The sequence below is a fragment of the Paucibacter sp. KBW04 genome, assembly GCF_003852425.1.
GTDB lineage: Bacteria > Pseudomonadota > Gammaproteobacteria > Burkholderiales > Burkholderiaceae_C > Paucibacter_A.
The window spans coordinates 210,366-228,613 of sequence record NZ_QAJN01000004.1; the positions used below are offsets into that span (position 1 = coordinate 210,366).

Here is an 18,248-nt window from a genome sequence, read left to right on the forward strand (position 1 = left end):
ATTGCCACGACAGTACCGTCAAACTCATTCACCCTTCCCGGTACCTGAGCATGATGCCACTGGAGAATTGAAGCACCTACGACTAGCACATAGCACATGGCCGAATGAATTGCCAAATGAAACAACAAAGCACCAAGTGAGATCTTCCTGGCTACCGGTGAGCCGTGGATTTGGCTTGTGGAGTATGGTTTATCCATTCGAATCCTAACGCCTTTATTAATCGGCTATCGAGGGCCTTTCGGCGGAATGAGAAGTTGGACGGAGCCGCTACGCGGTGCAAAGACCCGAACGCCGTAGGCCTCATGTTTGTTCAGCCTCATGGACACCCATTCTAAAAACGTTGTTCCGCTGTTTTTTTGGGGGGCAGTTCGTAGCTGTCCATGAATTCCCACCAAATTCGGCTTCTCCCCCTTTTCGAGTTAGCGGTTCGAGCCTCCTGGCGCAGCTCCAGGCGGCTCTCCTACCAGCGTTGAACTCTTCAACGCAAATTCAACGCTCGCTCTGCAAAGTCCTGCTCACTCCAACAGCTCCGATCCCGCCACCAGGCTGGCCGGATTGCTGCAAAGGCAAGCAAGGACTTTCATGGACAAACAAGCAGCACCACGGCTCCGCCTGCACAGGCTGGCCGCCGCCTTCGCCCTGGCTTGGCTAAGCCTGGCGGGGGGACCCGCTGCCGCCGCAGGATTGGCAAAGGCAACAGCGGAAGGTGAATCGCCGGCCAGCGAGGCGGCACGGGCGGAAAACAATACGAACAACAACGGCAGCAGCAACAACGGCCTTCGCCTCTCCGGCTTCGCCACCCTGGGCCTAACGCATAACGACAACGCCACCGCCGGCGCCATCAGCTCCTTCTCGCAGACCCGGCCGGTGCGTCAGGGCTGGTCGGCCAATCTGGACACGGTGCTGGGCTTGCAGCTGGAGTGGCAGCTCCTGACCCAGACCTCGCTGCTGCTGCAGGGCGTGGCACGGGCGGGCGAGGACATGCAGCCGCAGCTGCGCATCGCTTACCTGCGCCAGCAGCTCGCCCCCGGCCTCAGCGCTCGCCTGGGTCGGCTGCGCACGCCGCTTTACTTCGACTCCGACATTGCCGAGATCGGCTACGCCAACCTCGCCGTGCGCCCGGCTTTGCCGCTCTACGGCATGGTGAACAGCGTGGCCAGCCTGGACGGCGGCGATCTGCAATACCGCCACAACATCGGCGACGCCAGCCTGCTGCTGCAAGCCTATGCCGGCGGCTACGACTACCAGCACCGCTTCCACAACCTGAACCCGGTGCAGAGCGCCGATGCCAGCCTGCGCGGCCTGCGCGGCTTCAGCCTCAGCGCCCATCTGCCCCAGGCCATGCTGCGCTTCTCGCGCACCGAGATCGATCGCTACACCTTGCGCTCCGAGCAGGTCACGCAGCTCAACACCGGCCTGGCCCAGCTGGGCGGCGCCCTGCAGCAAATGGCCAGCAACCCGCAGCTGACCCAGCCCTTCGCGGCCGCGCTGGCGGCCAAGGCGCAGGCCTTGCCGGCCTTGAGCAACCCCTTTGACAACCGCCCCATCTACACCAGCCTGGGGGCGGACGCGAACTGGCAGCAGTGGCGGGTCTTGGCCGAGCTGACCCATATGGACTCGCGCAGCGATCTGGTCGGCCGTTACCGCGGCTATAGCTTCACGCTGGCACGCAGCTGGGGCGACTTCACGCCTTACCTCAGCGTGGCGCGCCAGCAGCGCCTGGGGCCCAAGCTGGACACCAGCGCACTCGCGCCCCTGGGCCTGGACCCAGCGCTGGACGTCGGCCTGAGCCAGCTGCGGGCCGGCCTGGAGCAAGCCCAGCAGTTTGCGGACCTGTCCACCCGCTCTTTCAGCCTCGGGCTGCGCTGGGACTGGCGCGAGAACATGGCGCTAAAGGCCCAGTTCGACACCGTCCAAACCCCCGATTCCCGCACGCCGGGCGCGCTGGCCGTACCAGCCCTGCCCTTTGTGCCCAAGCTGCAACTGTTCAGCCTCACGCTGGACCTGGTGTTCTGAGCAGGGGCCGGCCATGAAACTTACTGTGCACTTCCTCTCTCTGACTTCCCTCCTCCTGGCCCTGAGCGCCGCGCCCCTGGCGCCCGCTGCCGTGGCCGCGCCCGGCGAGCCCACGCTGCTGCTGATCGCCCACAAAGACGTTGCCCTGGACAAGCTCAGCCCCGAGCGCGCCACGCAGATCTTTCTGCGCCAGCAGCAAAACTGGCCCGATGGCCAGGCGATCCAGCCCATCGACCTGCGCGAGGGCAATGCCTTGCGCCGCGCTTTCTACGAGCAGGTCACCGGCCGCAGCCCCGGCCAGCTGCGGGCCTACTGGGCGCGCCAGAGCTTCACCGGCATGGGCTTGCCGCCGCGCCAGGCTGACAACGACGAAGAGGTCGCCCGCCTGGTGCAGAGCACGCCGGGCGCCGTCGGCTATGTCACCCGCAAACCTGCCGGCGCTAACGTCAAAGTCCTGCTCACTGCCAGCCTGGAATGAGCTTGCCTTTGAACCCCGCTGCGGCCCTGCCGCGGCTCTTGGCCCCGGCCAGCTGGCTATCGGGGCGCTTGAGCTTCTCGCGCAAATTCATGCTGGTGGGCACGGTGATGCTGATCGCCCTGGCCCTGCTGAGCTGGCCGCTGCTGCGCAAGAGTTATCTGGAGGCGCAACACACCCAGCAGGAGCGCCGGGGCCTGGCCGCGCTCGCCAGCCAAGGCCAGCTGCTGGCCGGCTTGATCAATCTGCGCGGCCAGCCCGCCGCCAGTGCGCCCGGCCCGGCCGAGCTCAACCATCTGGCCACCGAGATGCAGCGCCTGCAGCACTGGGCGAATCAAGCCCAGCTAGGCCCCAGCGCCTTGCCCGAGCTGGCCGCTCGCCTGCAGCAGCAATGGCTGCAGCAACTGGCCTTGAGCCCAGCGGATGAAGCCCAGCGCCGCTTTGCCGCCCACACCGGCAGCATCAATGCATTGCTGGCCCTGATGCGCGAGGGCGCCCGCGTGCATCGTCTGAATGTGGACCCGACGCTGGACGCCGCCTTCGACATGCTGGCCCACCGCCTGCCGCTCCTGCAAGAGACCCTGGCCAAACAACGCGACGCGCTCAACCTGGCCAGCGATGACATGGCCAGTTATGCCGTGGCTGCCCAGGTGGTCTTGAGCGAAGCCATGCCGCCGCTGCGTGCGGGCATGAGCCAGCTGCTGGCGGGCGAAGGCGATGCGCGCCTGCAAGCCCAGCTGAATGCCTTGCTCAGCGGTGTCGAGGCGCAGCAAGATGCGGTGGACAAGGTGCTGGACCAGCCCGCCGCCATCGCCGAACTGCGCCCCCTGGCCCAGACCAATCTGACCCTGGTGCGCGCGCTGGGCGCCGCCAGCATCGCCCAGGCCGACGCCCGCCTGGAGGCGCGGCTGGAGGCCTTGCAGCGCAGCCAGTGGCAGGTGGGCGCCCTGCTGGTGGGGGCGATGGCGGCCATCGCCTACCTGTTTGCCGGCATTTATGTGTCGACCCTGGGCTCGCTGCGCCAGCTCGCCAAAGGCACGCAAGACTTCTGCGCCGGCCGGCTGGACACCCGCATCCGTGTGGACACGCAGGACGAGTTGGTGCTGGTGGCGGGCAACTTCAACAGCGTGGCGGCCGAGGTGAGCCGGCTGCTGGACGTGATCCGCGAGCAAAACGAATCGCGCCAGCGCGAGCTGGAGCGCCTGGTGCACGTGCGCACCCTGGAGCTGGCGGACAAGAACGATCAGCTGCATCTGGCCGCCCTGCGGGTGCAGGAGGAACTGGCCTCGGCGCGGGACATGCAGCAAGCCATCCTGCCCCAGCACTTCCCGGACACGGCGGAGTTCTCCATGCGCGCCTGCATGCACCCGGCGCGCGAGCTGGGCGGCGATTTTTACGACTGCTTTGCCCTGGCCGATGGGCGCTGGGGTTTCCTCGTCGCCGATGTGGCGGGCAAGGGCGTGGGCGCGGCGTTTTTCATGGCCGTCTCGCGCACGGTCTTGCAAGACCTGGCGCAGTCCGGCCTGGCCCCGGCCGAGGTGCTGGCCCGCGCCAACGACGTACTCAGTGGTCGCAACCCGATGGAGCTGTTCGTGACGGCTTGCTACGGCATCTACGAGCCACGCACGGGTGAGCTGGTGTACGCCTGCGCCGGCCACCCCGCGCCCCTGCTGCGCAATCGGCGCGGTGATTTGCAGGCCCTGGCCTGCGCTTGCGAGATGGCCTTGGGCGTTCTGCCCGGCATGAGCTATAGCGACAGCCAGGCCCAGCTGCAGCCCGGCGACACCTTGCTGCTTTACACCGACGGCATCACCGAGGCCTTCAACCGCCAAGGCCATGCCTACGGCGAGGCCCGCCTGCAAGCCTGGCTGGCCGACAGCCAGGGCGAAGCCGCGGCCGAGAAGCTGGACAGCCTGGTGGCCGATGTGGCGGCCTTTGTCGGCGAGGCCGAGGCCTCGGACGACCTCACCGCCCTGCTGCTGTGCCGCAAGGCAAACCAGCCCAATCTACCGATGCTCAAGGAGAGCTCAACGTGAGCCGTGCACCGCTGCAACTCAAGCACACCACCCGCTTGCTGGACTACCGCCTGGCCAGCCGGGTAGAAGAAATCGCTCCGCTGGCCGAGGCCGTGAGCCGCGCCCTGGCCCAGCGGCCCGACCTGGCCTTCGCCGTCAATCTCTGCCTGGAAGAGCTGATCACCAACATCATCCAGCACGGCCTGCAGGGCGCGCCAGATCGCTTCATCCACATCCGCATGTCGCGCTCCGACGAGTGGCTGGAGATCAAGCTCAAGGACGACGCCCCGCCCTTCGACCCCTTCGAGCAAGCCCCCGAACCCAGCCTGGACGCCGAGGTGGAAGAGCGCCCCATGGGCGGCCTGGGCGTGCATCTGGTCAAAAACATGATGGACGACGTGCGCGCCTTCTACGACGGCAGCGGCAATCTGATCGTTCTGTTCAAAACCCTCAAGCGATAAGGATCCAAACCATGAGTTTCGAACATCAACGCAGCGAAGAGCAAGGCAGCCAGCTGGTGAACCTGCGCGGCCGCATCGACAGCGCCAGCGCTAGCGCCTTCGAGCAAGCCGTGCTCGACCTGTTCAGCGCCCCCGGCCGCCGCGCCGTGCTGGACTTTGGCGGGGTGGACTACATCTCCAGCGCCGGCCTGCGGGTGGTGCTGATGGTGGCCAAGCGCGCCAAGCAGGGCCAGGGCCGCTTGCTGCTCTGCGGCCTGGCCCCACATGTGCGCGAGGTCTTCGAGATCAGCGGCTTTCTGAAGATCATCGACACGGTGGACGATCGCGCCGTCGCTCTGCGCAATTTGGCTGCCTGCCCGCTATGAATTTGCAGCTGCCCCTGGCGCAATGGCTGAAGCGCTGGCTGCCGCCCTCCAAACCCGGCCGCCGGCCCTTTGAGCTGATCTACGCGGCCGATGAATGCCCGCCGCCTGCGGCCTTGGGCCTGCTCTCGATGCAGCATGCGGCCACGGTGCTGGCCCTGATCACCCATGTGCTGGCGGCCGCCAAGATCGCGGGCCTGAGCCTGCCGCAAACGCATTCCATCGTAGCCGTCACCCTCTTGGGCATGGCCATGGGCACGGCCTTGCAGGCCTGGGGCGGGCGCTGGGGCAGCGGCACTTTGCTGGTGTTCCAACCCGACCCGATGATGATCACCGTGGCCGGCGCGGCGATTGCCTCGCAAGGCGTGGGCGCCCTGGTGCAGGTGACGGTGGTGACGGCCCTGGTCACGATTGGCCTGGGGCCCTTGATGCGCTTTCTGCGCCCGCTGTTTCCGCCGCCGGTGGTGGGCACGGTGATCTGCATGGGCGGTCTGGCCTTGGTGGAGCCGGCCGTGCGCAACTCCCTGGGCGTGAACGCGCAGATGCAGGTGGACGGCGTCAGCCTGCTGATCTCGGGCACGGCCCTGGCCAGCATCGTGGCGCTATCGGTCTGGGGCGGGCGGCGCTTCAAGCTGCTGGGCTTGATGATGGGCATTCTGGCGGGCCTGCTGATCGCGGCATTAACCGGCCGTCTGGTCGGCATGGAATGGGTGGCCAGCGCGCCCCTGCTGGCCCTGCCCCAACCCATCGCCCCCAGCTTCAGCCTGGGGCCCGAGATCCTGATGGCCATCGTGCTGATCGCGGCGCTGAACCAGCTGGACAATATCGGCTGCCTGATCGTGATGGACAAAACGAACAACGCCGACTGGCGCCGCGCCGATATGCAGATGGTGGGCCGGGGCATACGCGCCAACGGGGTTAGCGATTTGCTCAGCGGCCTGTTCGGCAGCTTCCCCACGGCACCCAGCTCGGCCAATATCGCCCTGGTGCATGCCACCAGCTCCAGCTCGCGGGTCATCGGCCTGGTGGCGGCCGGCCTGCTCTTGCTGATCGCGCTCAGCCCCAAGCTGACCATGGCGCTCACGCTCATTCCGCACGCCGTGCTGGGCGCGGTGGAGCTGTATGCCGCGGCCTATCTGATCGTCTCGGGCATCGAGCTGATCGCCACCCGCGCCCTGGACAGCCGCGGCATCTTCATGGTGGGCCTCTCGCTGTGCGCCGGCCTGGCCACGATGCTGATGCCCGGGCTCTCGCAAACCCTGCCGGAGAGCCTGCGCTTTCTGGCCGGTGACGGCTTTGTGGTGGCGGGCTTAACCGTTGTTCTGCTGAACCTGCTGTTCCGCCTGGGCACGCGGCGCACAGCCCACGGCGAGCTGGACCCGGCCCTGGGCCCGCTGACGCACCAGATCACCGCCTTCGTCGAACGCCAGGGCGGCGCCTGGGGCGCCCGCATGGACATCGTGCGCCGCGCCGCACTGGCCGCGCTGGAAGCCAGCGAGGCGATCCAAGCCGCAGGCGGCGGCCGGGTGTTGGCCCTGAACGGCAGCTTTGACGAATTCAACTTCGACCTGGAGTTGCTGCACGAAGGCAAACCCCTGCCCGTGGGCGACGGGCCTGGGGCCACCCAATACAGCACCGTGGACCTCCACGCCTTGCTAGACGGCGATGCCGAGGACGACAGCCAACTCGACTCCGCCATGCAACGCGTCTCCGGCGTACTGATGCGCAACCTGGCCGACAAACTCAGCAGCGCGGCCATCGGGGACGATGTGGCGATGCTGAAGCTGCATTTTGATCATTGAGGAATGGCGCTGCGCCTGGACCTGCTGAACGCGCCCCCTTTTAAGAGCTGGGCGAGCTGCGCCCAAAACAAGGACTAAGCGACAGGAGGTAAGGCAGTACCGCACCTTGTCTGATACAAGCTCGCTCACTTCAACCAGGGACGGAGTGACAAGCATGAATCGGATCTACACCAGCATCTGCCTGATCGCAGCCTTAGGCGGCGCGGGCCAGAGCGCAAACGCCAACACCGCATCGGCCAGCGAGGCCGACAGCAGCAAGGCCGTCGCCATAGAGCGCCTGATTCAAAGCGAGATGAGCGCGCGCGGAATCCCTGGCGCCCAGCTCACCGTGGTGCAGGGCAAGAAGATTGTGTTCAGCGGCGCCTACGGCCAGAGCAATCTCGAGACCGGGGCGCCGGTGACGAAGCAAACCATCTTCGGCGTCAACTCGATCAGCAAGGCCTTGACCGGCGTGGCGATCATGCAATTGGTCGAAGCGGGCAAGCTCGATCTCGATGCGCCGCTGGTCAGCTACCTCCAGACGCTGCCGCAGGCATGGAAGGACGTCAGCGTCCGGCAGGCGCTCACCCACACCTCAGGGCTCCCAGAGATCATTGACGACAACGTCCGCCTGCTCGATGGCGCCGAACCCGAGCTTGCCTGGGCCAAGGTGCAAGAGCTGCCGCTGAACTTCCCGTCGGGCACGCGGTTTGAGTACTCACAGACCAACTATGTGGTCGCCGGGAAAATAATTGAGAAGCTCAGCGGGCAGTCCTTCGCTGAGTTCGTGCGCGAACGGCAGTTCAAACCCGCAGGCATGAAGTTGAGCGGCTTCAGCGATACCACCGCAATCAAGCCGCCCGTGGCGACGCTGTACACCCATCTGACGCTGCAGATCAAGGGCATGAAAACCGTCGGCGCGGAGCGCAGCAAGACGCCTTTTGTCCGCCATGAGCCGCTGCCAGAAATATTCCTGCCGATCGGCGGCGTCCGCAGCACCTCCACCGACTTGGCCGAATGGGCGATTGCTCTGCAAGAACAAAAGCTGGTGAGCAAGAGCAGTCTGGAACAACTCTGGAAACCGCAGCTGCTCAAGGACGGCACGCAACGCGGCTTCAACGCCACCATCAATGGCTACGGGCTGGGCTTTCCAAGCATTCAACGCCCCGCGCATCCCGCGCTGGCGCTCACCGGCGGCGCCCGCGCAGCCGTCTTCATCTACCCCAAGGACGATCTCACGGTCATCGTGCTGAGCAATCTGCTGGGCGCCACACCGCAGAGCTTCATCGACAAGATCGCTGCTTTCTATCTGCCGGGCTTGAACGCCGAGACCAAGTAGGCGGTTGGCTGCCAGTGCCAAGCGAAAGCCACTGGCTGGCGGTCAGCCGCGCCGTTCCAGGTAATGCGCGTCCGGCCCGTAGCTGGCCAGCTTGCGGCGCAGTTGGGCAGACACCGGCCGGGGCGCAAAGCCCCAGCGGCCCCAAAAACTGGCCGAGTTTTGCACCGCGATCAGGCAGGCGCGGTCCAAGCCGCTGGCTTCCAGGCTTTGCAGAAAGCGCTGTACCAGCGCCTGGGCCAGGCCGCTGCCACGGGCTTTGGGGTGCACCGACAAATCATGCAGATACAGGCAATCGGCCCGCGCGGGCAGCACGCAATCGGCGGCGTCCAGCAAGGGGGGCGCCTCGGCCCGCCAAGGCAGGGCAAACAGGTAGGCGGCCAGTCCGCCGGAGCCCTGATGCGCGGCAACCCAGCAATGCGCAGGAGCAGCCTGCAATTTGGCGGCCAAGGAGGCCCGAGACTCGGGCTGCAGTTCGGTGAAGCATGCAGCCTGGATGTGCAGCACCTCAGGCAAGTCAGCCGCCTGCATGGGGCGGATCAGGAAGGTCGGGGACAACATGGCACAACAACAGAAAACAGCGCAGCGCAGCAGAGTCGCCGAGCGCAAAAACCGCTTATTGTCGGCGAAGCGCACAGGGCCAGCAGGCGCGAGCCTCAGGCCCTCAATCTGACCGGATTCAGCCTGACCCCGTCACGGGAAACGCCGCGTTCAACTTGATCATCAGAGGCTGTCCAAAGCGCTTGGCATTGATGTTGGACGCCCAGGCTTGGGGGGCTCAACTCAGCTCACCCCCGCCCCATCTCCTGCAACAAGCTCCTCACCTTGGTGGTGATGATGTCCACCGCCGGGCCGTTGGCGCCGTGGGGCAGGATGACGTCGGCGTTGCGCTTGGTCGGCTCGATGAACTGCTTGTGCATGGGGCGCACGGTGTCCAGGTACTGCTTCACCACCGACTCGGTACTGCGGCCTCGCTCTGAAATATCGCGCTGCAGGCGGCGGATGAAACGCACGTCCGAGGCCGTGTCCACGTAAATCTTCAGCGACATCATATTGCGCAGCTTGCTGTCGTACAGGGCGAACAGGCCCTCGACCACGATCACCGGCGCGGGCTGCACGGTGATGGTGTCGCTGGAGCGGTTGTCGGCCGCGAAGTCGTAGACCGGCATGGCGATCGCCTCGCCCTTGCGCAGCGCGGCCAGGTGCTGGGTCATCAGCGGCCAGTCAAAAGCATCCGGATGGTCGTAGTTCTGCTTGCGCCGGTCCTCCGGCGGCATATGGGATTGGTCGCGGTAGTAATCGTCCTGCATCACCACCGCCACGTTCTCAGCCCCGATGGCGGCCACCACCTGGCGCGTCACCGTCGATTTGCCGCTGCCGCTGCCGCCTGCGACACCGATGACGAAAGGTTTGTGGGTAGATTTGGGCATAGGAAGCTGCAGCGGGAGAGGACGAGCCCTGCAAATTGGTAAGTAAAGAAACAAACCTACAGGCGGGGCGGGGAATGCTGGATTTTATGAGTGGCGTGGCCGAAGGCTTGGTTGACTTCCCACGGGTCGGCGCTCTTGGCCTCTCAGCCGTTTTGGATAGCAGCGATTGGATGACACTCACCGGAGCAGTCGAAGCCTGCAGGGGTCAGGTCTTGCCTTTAGATTCGAGACCCGACCCCGAAGCCGCTGTGATCCGTATGCCTCTGGACCAGAAGCGCGAGCAGGATGTTGAGGTCGTCACGCCCAAGCTGTAATTCAAGCGAGGATCGCTTGCGCGAAGCTGAGGCGCGCTTCGGGTTCGGGGCTTGACTCTAGACAAACCCCGACCCGATCTCGATGCCTAGAATTTCGCCAGGCTTCACACTCGCCCGGCTCGCCATGAAATCCACCACCATCTTCCTGCCCGCACTCGCGCTGATGCTTTGGACTTTGCTCGTTTTGGTGCAGGTGCCGATCCGTCGCTTTGCAGCGTTCTTTCGCAAGCGCGTTGCCGTGCAAGATTTTCGTTATGGTGAGTCCGAGAACGTGCCCGTGGATGTGGCCTTGCCGAACCGCATTTTTATGAACCTGGTCGAGGTGCCGGTGCTGTTTTACGCGCTGACATTCATCGCCTTCGCAAGCAACCAGGTCGATGCCCGCACGCTGGGCATGGCATGGGTTTATGTGGCATTGCGGCTGGCGCACAGCCTCATCTACTTCAGCTACAACCACGTCATCCACCGTTTCGCGGTCTTTGCCAGCAGCAATCTGGTCCTGCTGGCCATGATTCTTTACCTCGGCAAGGGGCTGATCTAGGACTGGGGCCGCCTCAGCTGATCTGGCGGCCAAGAATCGCCAGTTCTTCCCGCAGGCTGTAGCCCTGGGCTGGGCGCCCGCCGGAGTGGCGGATCAACTCGGTCTCCACCAGCACGCCTTCGTCCAGGACCTTGCGCCGGAAGTTGTCTTTGTTCGTCGAGGTGCCGGTAACGATCTCGTACACGGCCTGCAGGTCGGCCATGCGGAACACCTTGGGCAGCAGGTGCGCGACGATGGTGGAGTAGCTGGCCTTGGCCTTCAATCGCGCCAGCGCGGTATCGATGAGCTGCAGGTGGTCAAAAGCCAGGTCACGGGTCTTCAAGCTCACGCTCGGGATCACCTCGTGCAAGGTGAGCTTGCCGGCGTCCACCAGGGGCTGCACCGCGTCCTGGTGATGCAACGCCAGATGCACCACGCTGGCCGACCAGCCACGCGGGTCGCGCTTGGGGCCAGAGGCGGTGCAAACCTGCTCCAGATGGCTGGGCTTGAAGCCCAGCTTGCTCCGCAGGATGCGCAGCATGGCCGCATCCGTCGAGGCATCGACCTTGCCGGCCTCGGGGTCCGCATAAACATAACCGCCCGGCAGGGCCAGTTGACCAGCGCAGGGTTCGTCCTCGCGCTGCATCAAGGCGACCATGAGCTTCTCACCGACCAGGGTGAGGATGACGGCATCGACGGTGAGGACGGGGGTCTTGAACATGGTCTTTAAACTCTCTTGCGCTTGGAGCAAGGCTCGGGCTCTTCGGCGCTCAGGCTGCAGCTCCAGCGCCTGCCTTGGCCCTGGCGCGGATGTCGGCAAAGCTTTGCTCGCGCAGCAGCTTGCCGTTCTCAAACACCAGCTCCAGCAGGCCTTGCGCTTCTTGCTCGGGCGTCTGGCGATCGAAGAGCACATAGTCCCCGTCGATCTTTTCCACACGCAGCAGGCCAACGGCTGACTTCTTGACGCCGCTGTCGGTCTTGGGGTCCTTGGACAGCTCGCGAAGCTCGCCGCCGACGATGCCTGCCGTGGCCTTCATGGCCATGCCGAAGCTGTCGCGCGTCAAGAACTGATAGCTATAGCTTCCCACGCCTAGCACCACATTGGTCGAGGCGAAACCCTTGGCCTGCAGGCGCGACAAGATCTGCTGCGCCCGCTCCAGAGTGATCGAGTCGCCGTAAATCAAGCCCACGCGTTCATGCAGCACCTTGTAGCCCTTGGCGGTTTCGCTGCCGCCGAAGATGTCCCACAGGCATTGCACCGAACCGCGCCGCTCGGCTTCCGAAATCAGATGGCCGTTGCGGAGCACGGTGTAACGGCCCTGCTCGTCACGCAGGAGCTGATCCTGTCCATCGACGGCCAATTCGGTGTCCAGATAGCCGCTGAGGATAAGCACCGGGTCGCCGGAGTCGGGCCTGAACACCACCTTGGCCTGACCCAAGGCATTGGGCTGGCGGGCCAGGATCTCCTGCTTGAGCGTGGCGGCGTGGTGGGTGATGACCTGCCAGTAGTCCCAGGTGTCAGAGACGATGCTGACGATGCCGCTGGGGTAGACCTCGGTGATCAGGCGGCGGAAGGTCGAGACCTCATCCAGCTGACCGCCCATGCTCATTACGCTGTGCTCGGTGGCAGGCACCGAGCCGCCCAGCAGTTCCTTGTCGCTGTCGGCGCCGTAGAAGTCTTCCGCATAGTCAATCGCCGAGACGGTGTCCGTGCCGCAGAAGCTGACCAAATGGCCGGCACCGCAACGGCTGGCGTCTTCCGGGTTGGCCATGCCACGGGCCGAGAAGTCATGCGCCTGCCAGTCGATGAAGCTGGCATCACCGCCGGTTTGTTCGCAAAAATCCTCCAGCAGGCGGCGATACTGGCGCGCGATGGTGGCCACCGTCATCGGCTTCCAAACACCGTTGGACAGCATGGTTTCCAGGTAGTTCACCAGCCAGAAAAAGGCGGGGACGGTTTCGGTGATGGTGAACACCGGCACCTTGATATTCACCAGCGAACCTTCGGGCAGCGCCTTGATGCGAACCGGCAGATAGCCCAGCTCATGCAGCGCTTCGATGTGATGCACAGGCACGGCACCTGGGCCCAGGGCGTTATCCATGCGGCGCTGGTAGCGACGCACGGCCTTGTCCTTGGGCAGTTGAAAGAATTGCTGGTCGAACAGCTCGATCAAGAACTCCTTGATAAAGCCCTGCAGCCCAAAGAAGAGCACCCGCCCGTCAAAGGCGCCAGGGCCTTGGCGCAGCACCGGCGCCAGCCGATCCGAGCGTGGCGTGAAGTTCGAGTACACCTTCTGGGTGCCCTCGGGGTACTGGAAGACATGGCCCGACTTGTAAAAATCGATCAGGTTCAGCGGATTCATTTTCATGGGGTCCTCTTCAGTGTTCTTTGAAAGAATGGCCTGAGCTCAGGCAGGCGTGGGGGGTTGAATTTGGGTCAGTGCCGCCAGGGCGGGATCGGCGCAGAAGGGCGTAAAAATGCCGTCGAAGTGCGCTTCCAAAGGGCCCAGCCCTTTGGTGAAGAGCCCGTGCGTAACGTAAAGAAACAGCGGCTGCTGGCTGCGTTCGCGCAGCGCTGCCGCCAGAGCGATGAAAGTGCCGCCACCATCGCAGATGTCGTCCACCACCAGCAGCGGCAGCTCGGGAAGCTCGGACTCAACAGCCGCGTCGCTGAGCTTGCCGGTCAAGGGGTTGCGGCGCTTGCTCGCATAAACCACGGGCGCCCCGATCGCCTTGGCCACAATCTCCACACGCTTGCGCGCGCCGGCATCCGGTGCGACGAGGGCAAGCTTTTCGATAGGGGCCAAGGCCCCCTCGCGCAGCTGCTTGACGTAATGAGCCGCAGGGACGACGCGAACGTTCTTCAGCAAGGCAGGAACGACATCGCTGTGGGGGTCGCTGACGGTGACGGAGGCGAACTCCGCGCTATTGATCAGCTGGCAGAAAACGGCGGCCGACAGCGGCTCACCTTCGACGGCGACGCGATCCTGGCGCGCGTAAGGCACGTAGGGCAGCCGCAGATGAATCTGCGCCCCGGCCCGAACCGCACGCTTGAGCGCGTCGGTCAAAAGCAGTAGATCCATCACCCCATCGGCCGAATAGAGACCGGCCGTAATGGTCCAGCAGCCATCTGTACAGCCAAGCACGCTCTCGGGCAAACGCACATGGCGCTCGCCGCCGGGAAATTGAAGGCGCTGAATGCCCAAGTGTTCCCGGGCGGTCTCGAGGTCGCCAAGGAAGGGGGAGGAGTGAAGCGTCAGGGTGGATTGCATGGCTTGTTTTCCGTTTGATGCATCCTACATCAAATTAAACAAACAAAACAAGCAGTAAACGGATGTGAGATCTTCACCAGGGCCAATCGAGTCGAGCGCTAGAGGCCAGGGCAGTCAAGGGGGCGCTCAGCTGGTCGAAGTGCCCTTGCTCTGCCCGGCTTTGATGGCCCGCTGCTGTGGCGCCAACAGCGATGGCGCTTGCCCGCCACTCGCTGGCAAGAGCGTCGGTAGCCCTCCCGCTGCCAGCAAGAGTCATCCACCGATTGCTGCCCTTGCAATCGCCTCGCAACGCAACTCAAGATCTCGGGCCGGCGATAAAGGGTCAGGTCTTGCCTTTGGATTCGAAACCTGGCTCCGACCCTTCGAGTCAAGCAGTTGATCAAGAAGTTTGAGGACTTGAAATTTAGGGCCTGGCCTTGCGCCACCTTGGGCGCCTCCGCTGAGCGGAGGGCCGGCGGCCAGTGCCGAGCCAAAGCCACTGGCGGGCGGAGAGGGTCAGGTCTTGCCTTTAGATTCGAGACCTGACCCCAAAGCCGGCTCATACCTTCTCCCGACCTCGTACCCCCCCCGTTGGCAAGGCCGAAAACCAGCGATGATTGAGGTGGCAAGGTACAAAGGCGGTATACGCAAGCAAAGGCATGCGATGGTGCTTTGCCAAAAGGGATGATGGCCACGCCCAAGACAGCGGCCGCACTAAATAGAACAGACTAAATCTATGGCACTCGACGTTCCAGGCGGCCGCAAAAACACGGCTGTGAACCACAGCGACTATGTTGTTTTTGAGGAAATGCTCTCAAACGCAATCGACTCCTACCTAATTCGGAGGAGCCGTTTGGCTACAGCGCCTCCTTTCTGGATGAGCGTAGTTGTCAAAATTTCGCAGGCCGACTTGTTCGATTCGAAGTTCAGTGTCGAGATTTCCTGCACCGACAACGGTGCAGGCTTTGGCGACGACGAGGTAAAGGCCTTCGTGACGAAGGATTCAACCTTTAAAGACCTTCTACAGATTCCGGGTATCGGTAAGTGCAAAGGGGCGGGGCGAATTCAATTTTTCCACCACTTTGAGCGGATGCTCATCGACAGCGTGTTCGAGCGCGATGAAAAAATTAAACGCAGGCAACTCCAGGTCGACGACTCCACTCGCTTAGTTTCCGAGCAGTCATTCGTCACTACGCCTGCCGATGGAAGCCAGATTACGACCACGTTCACCTTGAAGGGTCGTCGACAGGTTGCTCTGACTCCAGAACAAAGAGCCGACGAAGCTTCGGTACCTGAGATTTTCTCGGCGAAGGCGATTGTCGATCACCTTTACACCACTTTTCTCCAGCGCTTCATCATCCTGAAGAAGCTCATCGGTGACTTCAAGATCGAAGTGGAGTCCCGCCACGGCAACGTTTTCAAGACGGAGTTCATCGACGACAAAGTGCTACCGGAACCCGTTGGCGAGGTCGCGCGCCTGCCACTTGTTTGCGCCCATAGCAAGGAGTTGCGCACTGGCCCCACGCTGCTGATTACAAGGTACTCGTTCTCCCAGGCCATCTTCCCGACCTTCCAGCATGAAGTGGCCCTCTGTGCCAACTCAGCAGTTGTCCAGCAAATCACCAAACGCTACCTTCGCAATTCGATTGATCGAAAACGTCCTACAGCAGGACGCTTTGAGTTACTACTCGTCGAAAGTGATCTTTTCGAAGAGAAGGTGAACCAGCAGCGAGATGGCTTCAACATCCCGGCGACCTGCACTGAGAGCGATACCCTAAAAGAGGAATTTTCGCTGGAAGACGTGGTCAGCTCGCTCGAAGACTACGTTTTCCAGATCATCACTCCGCCGGATTTCGACAAGGACGGCTTAGTTCGTTCCACCGAGCAGCGCTTCGGCATCACCCGGCAGATGATGGAGGGGACGAATATCAAGATCCACTACGGCGACAACGAAGAGAACATTGCGCGCCGCGTTTTGAAGAAGCTTCAAGAAGAGATCGTCGGCGACACCTCGAACCTTTTCACGATGAAGAACGAGCTGTTGAAGCTAGACCCTCGCTCCGCTGACTTCAGAGGTAAGGTCTCAGAACTTGCCTGGAAGTACACGAGTTCTATCAAAAAGATGGACATGACGAACCTGTCCCAGCTCGTGGTCCGTCGCAGCGCGATGATCGAGGTGCTCGGCATGGCCGTTGACGGCCTGCTCAACTGTCAGGCACCGGAACCTGGGAAGAAGAACGAGAACGAGCGGATCATCCACAACATCTTCTTCCCCATGGGGAAGGACTCCATAGAAACGGCAGAACACGACATCTGGCTGCTCAACGAGGAGTACCAATACTTTGAGTACATCGCGTCGGACAAACCTCTGAAGTCCATCAAATGGACAGCCACAGAGAGTATGTTCGAGCCAGATATTGATGAGAGCTTGGAGAAACTTTTCGCAGCTAACAACAAAAACCATGACTCAAAGCGACCTGACATCGCGCTCTTCACAAAGGAAGGTTCCGCAATCATCATCGAGTTCAAGGCACCAGATGTCGGTCTTCAGGAACATATCCCAGACTTAGCTCAGTACGCGCGGCTGCTAGCGGCAAAGTCCAATGGCCGAATCAGAAAATTTTATGGCTATCTGATTGGCTGCACCATTGATCCCAATCGGATGGACACGTCGTATACGCAGTTCGCCGACGGCCGGGGTTTTTTCAAAAGCGACCAGTTGCGGGACTTTGCGACCGGTAGAGCCTATGGCGAGATCTACACCGAGGTGCTGCTTTACCAGCACTTCATCGACAGGGCTGAAGTGCGGCTCCGTGTCTACAAGGACAAGTTGAAGGTTCAACTGGACTGACGGTTTTCTCCAGGAATTGCCATACAGCTAGACGAATGCGTCGGTAAGCGAATCGCGGATCGGGGTCAGGGCTCTCTAAAGTCCAGCACCGCGTGCAAGCTCTGCAAGGTTCCAACACAACTCGGTCGAACCCCACCGGAATTTCCGAGGGCTACCCCCAAAGAACGAAAAGCCAGTGGCCCCAAAAGGCCGCTGGCTTTTCTTCTTCCCGTCTAAACCCGAGCCTATTTCAGCCCGGTACTAACTGCTTAGATCAGCTCCACACCCATTGCCGTCGCTTCGCCACCGCCGATGCACAACGAAGCCACGCCGCGCTTCAGGCCACGGTGCTTCAACGCGCCGATCAGCGTGACCAGGATGCGAGCACCCGAGGCGCCGATGGGGTGGCCCAGGGCGACCGCGCCGCCATTCACGTTGACGATTTCATGCGGGAGCTTGAATTCGGCCATGGCGGCCATGGTGACGGCGGCGAAGGCTTCGTTGACTTCCCAGAGGTCGACGCTCTTGGCGTCCCAGCCGTTCTTGGCCAGCAGCTTTTGGATGGCGCCGACCGGGGCGGTGGTGAACCATTCGGGCGCGTTGGCGTGCACGGCATGGCCGACGATACGGGCCACGGGCTTGACGCCCAGCTTGGCGGCGGTGCTTTCACGCATCAGCACCAGGGCGGCGGCGCCGTCGGAGATGGAGGACGAGGTGGCGGCGGTGATGGTGCCGTCTTTGACGAAGGCGGGCTTCAGGCCAGCGATCTTGTCCAGCTTGGCCTTGAAGGGCTGTTCGTCCTTGCTGAAGATGGTGTCCACGCCGCGGTTCGTGACCGTGACGGGGGCCATTTCCCAGGCGAAGGAGCCGTCTTCATTGGCGCGCTTGGCACGCTCGGTGGAGGCAACAGCGAAGGCGTCTTGCGCTTCGCGGCTGAAGGCGTACTTGCTCACACACTGTTCGGCGAACACGCCCATGGCCTTGCCGCGCTGGTAAGCGTCTTCCAGGCCGTCCAGGGCCATGTGGTCGTACATGGCGGTGGCGCCGTACTTCACGCCCTTGCGAGCGAACATCAGGTGGGGCGCGTTGGTCATGGACTCCATGCCGCCGGCGATCAGCACGTCGGCGCTTTCGGCCTTGAGCGTGTCGTGGGCGAACATGGTGGCGCGCATGCCGGCGCCGCACATCTTGCTCAGGGTGACGGCACCGACCGATTGCGGCAGGCCGGCCTTGAGCACGGCTTGGCGGGCAGGAGCTTGGCCTTGGCCGGCCATCAGGCAGTTGCCGATGAAGGCTTCTTGAATCGCGTCGCCGGGGATGCCCGAGCGCTCAACCGCCGCCTTGATGGCCACGGCTGCCAGTTCCCAAGCTTGCAGGCCGGCGAAGTCGCCCAGCAGGCCGCCGATGGGCGTGCGTGCGGCGGAAACGATAACGATGGAATCAGAGGACATGGGGAC

At 63.1% G+C, this 18,248-nt stretch carries 16 protein-coding genes; 10 read left to right on the forward strand and 6 right to left on the reverse strand.

Annotation, left to right across the window (positions count from 1 at the left end; translation table 11 throughout):
• Positions 1-582: 582 nt before the first annotated feature.
• The 7 genes from DBR47_RS07095 (at position 583) to DBR47_RS07125 (ending at position 8,449) form a co-directional block, all read left to right on the forward strand.
• Positions 583-2,016, forward strand: coding sequence for a hypothetical protein (locus DBR47_RS07095; protein WP_124448363.1), 1,434 nt, complete (start codon positions 583-585; stop codon positions 2,014-2,016).
• 13 nt (positions 2,017-2,029) lie between these two features.
• Positions 2,030-2,494, forward strand: coding sequence for a hypothetical protein (locus DBR47_RS07100; protein WP_124448365.1), 465 nt, complete (start codon positions 2,030-2,032; stop codon positions 2,492-2,494).
• Complete coding sequence (locus DBR47_RS07105; protein ID WP_124448367.1) at positions 2,491-4,527, forward strand: PP2C family protein-serine/threonine phosphatase; 2,037 nt, start codon at positions 2,491-2,493, stop codon at positions 4,525-4,527. The genes DBR47_RS07100 and DBR47_RS07105 overlap by 4 nt, the downstream gene beginning before the upstream one ends.
• On the forward strand, positions 4,524-4,967 hold the full coding sequence (locus DBR47_RS07110) for an ATP-binding protein (RefSeq protein ID WP_197046913.1): 444 nt from the start codon (positions 4,524-4,526) through the stop codon (positions 4,965-4,967). The genes DBR47_RS07105 and DBR47_RS07110 overlap by 4 nt, the downstream gene beginning before the upstream one ends.
• Before the next feature lie 11 nt (positions 4,968-4,978).
• Entirely contained in the window at positions 4,979-5,332 is a 354-nt protein-coding gene (locus DBR47_RS07115) for an STAS domain-containing protein (protein ID WP_124448369.1), read from the forward strand.
• Complete coding sequence (locus DBR47_RS07120; RefSeq protein WP_124448371.1) at positions 5,329-7,131, forward strand: uracil-xanthine permease family protein; 1,803 nt, start codon at positions 5,329-5,331, stop codon at positions 7,129-7,131. Before DBR47_RS07115 ends, DBR47_RS07120 begins: the two co-directional genes overlap by 4 nt.
• Positions 7,132-7,459: 328 nt before the next feature.
• Positions 7,460-8,449 carry a serine hydrolase gene (locus DBR47_RS07125; protein ID WP_231512171.1) on the forward strand — a complete coding sequence of 330 codons (990 nt, stop codon included), beginning with the start codon at positions 7,460-7,462 and terminating at the stop codon, positions 8,447-8,449.
• Positions 8,450-8,491: 42 nt separating this feature from the next.
• On the opposite strand, the gene DBR47_RS07130 is transcribed toward DBR47_RS07125, so the two are convergent.
• Together DBR47_RS07130 and udk are read right to left on the reverse strand one after the other, a co-directional pair.
• Positions 8,492-9,007 (reverse strand): GNAT family N-acetyltransferase, encoded by a 516-nt coding sequence (locus tag DBR47_RS07130; RefSeq protein WP_124448375.1) that lies wholly within the window; start codon positions 9,005-9,007, stop codon positions 8,492-8,494.
• A 227-nt stretch (positions 9,008-9,234) separates the two neighbouring features.
• A complete protein-coding gene (udk, locus tag DBR47_RS07135; protein WP_124448377.1) occupies positions 9,235-9,876 on the reverse strand; it encodes a uridine kinase in 642 nt (213 codons plus the stop codon).
• Between the two features lie 170 nt (positions 9,877-10,046).
• On the opposite strand from udk, the gene DBR47_RS24545 reads away from it, so the two are divergent.
• Positions 10,047-10,190 (forward strand): hypothetical protein, encoded by a 144-nt coding sequence (locus tag DBR47_RS24545; RefSeq protein WP_156089037.1) that lies wholly within the window; start codon positions 10,047-10,049, stop codon positions 10,188-10,190.
• Positions 10,191-10,314: 124 nt separating this feature from the next.
• Positions 10,315-10,731 carry an MAPEG family protein gene (locus tag DBR47_RS07140; protein ID WP_124448379.1) on the forward strand — a complete coding sequence of 139 codons (417 nt, stop codon included), beginning with the start codon at positions 10,315-10,317 and terminating at the stop codon, positions 10,729-10,731.
• 13 nt (positions 10,732-10,744) lie between these two features.
• Here DBR47_RS07140 and DBR47_RS07145 read toward each other — a convergent pair whose 3' ends face one another.
• The 3 genes from DBR47_RS07145 to prs are packed head-to-tail and all read right to left on the reverse strand — an operon-like array spanning position 10,745 to position 13,982.
• Positions 10,745-11,431 carry an NUDIX hydrolase gene (locus DBR47_RS07145; protein WP_124448381.1) on the reverse strand — a complete coding sequence of 229 codons (687 nt, stop codon included), beginning with the start codon at positions 11,429-11,431 and terminating at the stop codon, positions 10,745-10,747.
• 49 nt (positions 11,432-11,480) lie between these two features.
• Positions 11,481-13,079, reverse strand: coding sequence for a nicotinate phosphoribosyltransferase (locus DBR47_RS07150; protein ID WP_197046914.1), 1,599 nt, complete (start codon positions 13,077-13,079; stop codon positions 11,481-11,483).
• Between the two features lie 39 nt (positions 13,080-13,118).
• Positions 13,119-13,982, reverse strand: a complete 864-nt coding sequence (gene prs / locus DBR47_RS07155) for a ribose-phosphate diphosphokinase (protein WP_124448383.1) — start codon at positions 13,980-13,982, stop codon at positions 13,119-13,121.
• Positions 13,983-14,697: 715 nt separating this feature from the next.
• Here prs and DBR47_RS07160 point away from each other — a divergent pair.
• A complete protein-coding gene (locus tag DBR47_RS07160) occupies positions 14,698-16,812 on the forward strand; it encodes a hypothetical protein (RefSeq protein WP_124448385.1) in 2,115 nt (704 codons plus the stop codon).
• A gap of 248 nt (positions 16,813-17,060) precedes the next feature.
• Here the strand turns inward: DBR47_RS07160 and DBR47_RS07165 are convergent, their stop codons facing one another.
• The gene (locus tag DBR47_RS07165; protein WP_124448388.1) at positions 17,061-18,242 is read right to left on the reverse strand and encodes an acetyl-CoA C-acyltransferase; all 1,182 of its coding nucleotides are present in this window, start codon (positions 18,240-18,242) and stop codon (positions 17,061-17,063) included.
• Between the last annotated feature and the right edge of the window lie 6 nt (positions 18,243-18,248).

Excerpts from the sequence above, each read along its gene's own strand:
- DBR47_RS07095 (WP_124448363.1), top strand. The coding sequence starts at position 583 with ATGGACAAACAAGCAGCACCACGGCTCCGCCTGCACAGGCTGGCCGCC.
- DBR47_RS07100 (WP_124448365.1), top strand. The coding sequence starts at position 2,030 with ATGAAACTTACTGTGCACTTCCTCTCTCTGACTTCCCTCCTCCTGGCC.
- DBR47_RS07105 (WP_124448367.1), top strand. The coding sequence starts at position 2,491 with ATGAGCTTGCCTTTGAACCCCGCTGCGGCCCTGCCGCGGCTCTTGGCC.
- DBR47_RS07115 (WP_124448369.1), top strand. The coding sequence starts at position 4,979 with ATGAGTTTCGAACATCAACGCAGCGAAGAGCAAGGCAGCCAGCTGGTG.
- DBR47_RS07120 (WP_124448371.1), top strand. The coding sequence starts at position 5,329 with ATGAATTTGCAGCTGCCCCTGGCGCAATGGCTGAAGCGCTGGCTGCCG.
- DBR47_RS07130 (WP_124448375.1), bottom strand. The coding sequence starts at position 9,007 with ATGTTGTCCCCGACCTTCCTGATCCGCCCCATGCAGGCGGCTGACTTG.
- udk (WP_124448377.1), bottom strand. The coding sequence starts at position 9,876 with ATGCCCAAATCTACCCACAAACCTTTCGTCATCGGTGTCGCAGGCGGC.
- DBR47_RS24545 (WP_156089037.1), top strand. The coding sequence starts at position 10,047 with ATGACACTCACCGGAGCAGTCGAAGCCTGCAGGGGTCAGGTCTTGCCT.
- DBR47_RS07140 (WP_124448379.1), top strand. The coding sequence starts at position 10,315 with ATGAAATCCACCACCATCTTCCTGCCCGCACTCGCGCTGATGCTTTGG.
- DBR47_RS07145 (WP_124448381.1), bottom strand. The coding sequence starts at position 11,431 with ATGTTCAAGACCCCCGTCCTCACCGTCGATGCCGTCATCCTCACCCTG.
- DBR47_RS07150 (WP_197046914.1), bottom strand. The coding sequence starts at position 13,079 with ATGAAAATGAATCCGCTGAACCTGATCGATTTTTACAAGTCGGGCCAT.
- prs (WP_124448383.1), bottom strand. The coding sequence starts at position 13,982 with ATGCAATCCACCCTGACGCTTCACTCCTCCCCCTTCCTTGGCGACCTC.
- DBR47_RS07160 (WP_124448385.1), top strand. The coding sequence starts at position 14,698 with ATGGCACTCGACGTTCCAGGCGGCCGCAAAAACACGGCTGTGAACCAC.
- DBR47_RS07165 (WP_124448388.1), bottom strand. The coding sequence starts at position 18,242 with ATGTCCTCTGATTCCATCGTTATCGTTTCCGCCGCACGCACGCCCATC.